Raw genomic sequence first — 4,451 nt, 5'->3', positions numbered from 1 at the left:
TAGAGCAGGGTTCGTCGGCGCGAACGGTCAGCAGGGGTCGGAGATGACCACCTGGTCAGGACGAGCCGGCGAGGACGGCGAGGACGGCGCCGAAGAAGCCGCCGACCAGACCCAGCAGTCCCGCCTCGGCGAGAATCATCCGGACCACGTCGAGTTTCTGCACGCCGACGGCGCGGAGGACGCCTATCTCCTGCCGCCGTTCGATGGTGCTCATCAGCATCACGTTCAGGATGCTGACGCCGGCGACGACGAGCGAGATGGAGCCGATGCCGACGAGGAAGGCGTTGAGGATACCGAAGAACTGGTTGATGCCCTGCGTGATGGAGCCCAACTCGAACAGGGTCACCTTCTCCTCGCGGTCGTTCAGTTCCTCGCGGATGGCTATCGCCGTCTGGTTCGCCGCGGTGCCCGTCGGCGACCTGACGACCACCTGCGAGTAGCCAGACTCGTCGAACGACTCCATCGGGACGATGACGGCGTTGTTCGGGTTGAGAAGCGAGATGCCGCCCTGTTCTTCGAGGACGCCCACGACGCGGAACGACTGGTTGTCCAGCGTGATGCGATTGCCGGGTTCGACGTCCAGTCGGTCCGCGAGCGTCGCCCCGACGAGTGCGCCCTGTCGGAGGCGTTCCGGCGACCGGCCCTCCGTCGCCTCGTACAGCACCCCCGGATTCTCGATGCCGTACACCGTCGTTATCGTCCGGTCCTGCCCGCGTGTCAGCGTCGCCGACCGCTGCCTGACGGGGACCACCGTCCCTTCGTCGGTGACGCGCCGGATGTCCGCCACGTCGCGTTCGCTGAGGCGTTCGTAGCCCTCCTGCGCGTTCGGCGAGACGCTTATCTCGTTGCCGATGTCGCCGAGTTGCTCGGTCGCGCCCGCGCGGAGCGTCGTCCCGAACATCCCCAGCGAGGCGATGGCGAGGACGCCGATGATGATTCCGAGGGCGGCCAGCCCGGAGCGGAGACGGTTCCGCGAGAGGTTCCGCCGCGCCATGACGAGGGCGGGAAACCGGCGGTAGAGCCGCTCGAGGAGGCTCACTTTCCGTATCCCTCCGCCGTCGCGCTCTCTTCGGTCAACCGCCCGTCGACGAGGTTGACGACCCGGTCGGAGTAACTGCGCAGTTGGTCGTCGTGCGTCACGGCGATGATGGCCACGTCCTCCTCGGTCTTCAGTTCGGAGAACAGTTCGAGAACGTCGCGACCGGTCTTCCGGTCGAGGTTCCCCGTCGGTTCGTCCGCGAGGAGGATGCGCGGTTCGTTGACGAGTGCGCGCGCGATGGCGACGCGCTGTTTCTGCCCGCCCGAGAGCTGGTCGGGGCGGTGGTCGAGTCTGTCGCCGAGACCGACCCGTTCGAGCAGTTCCGTCGCGCGTTCGTGCGCGGTGGGGTCGTTACCGAACAGCGTCGGCACCTCGACGTTCTCGACGGCCGACAGCGTCGGGATGAGGAAGTAGCTCTGGAAGACGAACCCGATGGAGCGCTTCCGTTGCGTCGTCATCTCGGCGTCGGAGAGGTCGGTCACGTCGCTGCCGTCGATGCGGACGACGCCCTCCGAGGGCGTGTCGAGGAGGCCGAGGACGTTCAGCATGGTGGACTTCCCGCTCCCGGACGGCCCCATGATGGTGACGAACTCACCGGGTTCGGCCGCGAAGTTCACGTCCTTCAGAGCCTCGACGGTCTCCGTCCCGCTCTCGTACCGCTTCCACACGTGTTCGAGTTCGATGATGGACATCGTCGTCACCGCCGCGTGTAGGCGAACGCGCCGAGTCCGACGACGAGCAGAACCGCCAGCACGCCGCCGACGAGGAGCGGTAGCGACGGGAGTCCGCTCCCGCCGGAGTTCTCTTCGTCCGCCCCGGCGTTCAGGTCGCTCACGTCGATTTCGGTGCGCGTCGTTCGCTCCCGCCCGTTCGTCAGGTAGGTCACCTCGATTGGGACCGTCTCCGTCTGCGGGGTCACCTCGGCGTAGAGGTCGAACGAGGCGAAGTCGCTGGACGGGATGCTCCCGACGAAGTACTCGGGGTTGGGTCGCGCGGGCGTCACCGTCTCCGTCTCCACGACGCGGACGACGACGCTGTCGACGGCGCCGAGGCCGACGTTGCTCGTGCTCCCCGAGACGTGGAGTCGCCCCTCCTCCATCTCGTAGTCGACGCCGGTGAGTTCGACCCGGCCGGGGTTGGCGGCGTACCGGAACGACGTCGTCGCCTCGCCGGACCGGTCGCCCGTCCGGTAGCCGACGCGGACGTCCACCGGGCCGGACTCCAGGTCGGTGACGTTGAGCCTGACGGTCCGCGTCCGGTCGGGCGCTATCTCGTTCGCCGGGCGGCGCACCACCACGGTGCCGTCCCGCGAGAGTTCGACCACCGGGTTCTCCAGCGGTGCGTTCCCGAGGTTCGAGACGTCCACGGCGACGGGGGGTTGCGCGCCGGTGCCGACGGTGTCCACCGCGAGTTGGACGTTCTCGCGGAGGGGTTCGGCGTCGAGCGTGACGTTGTCGTTGACGACGCGGGTGTTGCCGGCGGCCGAGGTGTACTGCAGACGGGCCTGCAGTTCCGCCTCCTGCGAGGTGGGCGTCACGGCGAAGTTGAACGTCTGCGAGGCGCCGGCACCCAGTGTCGCCACCACGCGGGTGTCGTTCTTCACGCTGACGTCGCGTCCGGACACCGAGACACGGACGTTGCGGGCGGGGCTGTCCTCGCCGTTGACGGCCGTCACCTGCACCCGCCCCTGGGTGCCGACGACGGCGTCGCCGGCGGAGAGCCCTATCTGCGGGCCGCCCTGCCGGACCGTGACGACGACGGGGTACTGCAGTTGGACGAGTTCGCCGCCGGGTTTTCGGCCGACGACGTGGACGCGGAGTTCGCGCGTCCCCGGACTGTCGAACCGCGCCGTCAGGGGGACGGAGATGCTCGCGCCCGGCGGGATGCTCCCCGGGTTCTCGACGCGGCCGATGTCCTGGGGTCGCCCCCGTCCGCGGAGGTAGACGTCCGTTATCTGGAAGTCGCCGTCGCTCTGCTGGCTGTTCTGGATGGTCGTCTGGACGACGAACCGTTCGCCGGGGACGGGTTGCTCCGGCGAGACGGTCACGTCCGAGATGTACGCCGTCGTCGCGGCGTCGACGAGTCCGATGCCGGCGAACGTCGAGCACACCACGAGGAGGGCGAGGACGGCTGCGCGTCTCATATAATCTGATTCATACCTGACGCGCGGACAGCAAAAACCTGCCGTCGAAGGGCACCGCCGTCAGGCGGTGTCAGGATACTACTAACAGGTTCGGAGACGGGAACGTCGACCGGCCGACGGGCGCGGGTTTTTATACCGTCACGGCCCCAGCATCGTACGATGCACGTCCGGGACCTCCCCCTCCCCGGCCCGATACTGGAGCACTACGAGTCCGGCGGTATCGAGACGCTGTACCCGCCGCAGGCGCCGCCGTCGAGGCGGGCGTCACGGAGGGCGAACGCCTCGTCGCCGCCATCCCCACCGCGTCCGGCAAGACGTTCATCGCGGAACTCGCGATGCTCACGGCCGACGGACCCGCCCTCTACATCGTTCCGCTCCGCGCCCTCGCCCGCGAGAAGTACGAGACGTTCGCCGAGTTGCCGGGGGTGAGCGTCGGCATCTCGACGGGCGACTTCGACGCGACGGACGAGGACCTGGTCGAGGAGGACATCGTCGTCGCCACCGCCGAGAAGGTCGACTCGGCCATCCGGAACGGCGCCTCGTGGGTCGAGTCGCTGGCCTGCGTCGTCGTGGACGAGGTCCACCTCCTCGGGTCGGAGGGTCGCGGGCCGACGCTGGAAGTCACGCTGGCGACGTTGCAACGGCGGGCGCCCGGCCTCCAGATAGTCGCCCTCTCTGCGACGGTGGACAACCCCGAGGACATCGCCGACTGGTTGGACGCCGAACTGGTCGAGACGACGTGGCGTCCCGTCTCGCTCCGGACGGGCGTCTACGCCGACGGCGACGTGACGTTCGACGACGACTCGACCCTCGGCGTGGACGCGGACGCCGCCGGACCGGACGGCGACGACGAGACGGAGGCGACGGCGGCACTCGTCGCCGACGCCGTCGCGAACGGCGGGCAGTGTCTCGCGTTCGTCCGTTCCCGGCGGGAGGCCGAGTCGCTGGCGGACCGCCTCGCGCGCGAGGAACTGACGGCCGGACACCGACCAGATCCGGCGCGTCGCCCGCCGACTGCGACGCCCTCGCCGAGGAGGTGCGCGAACTCGCGCGACGGAGACCTGTTCGCGGTTGGCCGGGACCGTCGAGTCCGGCGTCGCGTTCCACCACGCGGGCGTCCGGAGCGAACACCGCGCCCTCGTCGAGTCGGCGTTCCGCGAGCGACGACTGAAGGTCATCTGCGCGACGCCGACGCTGGCCGCCGGCGTGAACGTCCCCGCGCGTCGCGTCGTCGTCCGCGACCTGAAGCGCTACACCGGCGAGCGCATG

The 4,451-nt window shown here is 69.1% G+C and carries 3 protein-coding genes and 1 pseudogene; 1 reads left to right on the top strand and 3 read right to left on the bottom strand.

Annotated elements, in window-relative coordinates; translation table 11 throughout:
• Positions 1-55: 55 nt before the first annotated feature.
• Genes GJ632_RS19835 through GJ632_RS19825 form a run of 3 tightly spaced genes read right to left on the bottom strand, consistent with a single transcriptional unit; the run spans position 56 to position 3,182 of the window.
• Positions 56-1,039 (bottom strand): ABC transporter permease, encoded by a 984-nt coding sequence (locus tag GJ632_RS19835; RefSeq protein ID WP_394351839.1) that lies wholly within the window; start codon positions 1,037-1,039, stop codon positions 56-58.
• A complete protein-coding gene (locus GJ632_RS19830) occupies positions 1,036-1,731 on the bottom strand; it encodes an ABC transporter ATP-binding protein (RefSeq protein WP_191453836.1) in 696 nt (231 codons plus the stop codon). Before GJ632_RS19830 ends, GJ632_RS19835 begins: the two co-directional genes overlap by 4 nt.
• 5 nt (positions 1,732-1,736) lie before the next feature.
• Positions 1,737-3,182 (bottom strand): hypothetical protein, encoded by a 1,446-nt coding sequence (locus tag GJ632_RS19825; protein WP_191453835.1) that lies wholly within the window; start codon positions 3,180-3,182, stop codon positions 1,737-1,739.
• A gap of 159 nt (positions 3,183-3,341) precedes the next feature.
• Here GJ632_RS19825 and GJ632_RS19820 point away from each other — a divergent pair.
• Positions 3,342-4,451: pseudogene (locus tag GJ632_RS19820) on the top strand (DEAD/DEAH box helicase); the annotation flags it as partial.

This window comes from Halogeometricum sp. CBA1124, from assembly GCF_009741955.1.
Taxonomy (GTDB): domain Archaea; phylum Halobacteriota; class Halobacteria; order Halobacteriales; family Haloferacaceae; genus Halogeometricum; species Halogeometricum rufum.
Note: the sequence above shows the minus strand (reverse complement) of the source record. Positions and strands in the feature narration are given on the sequence as shown.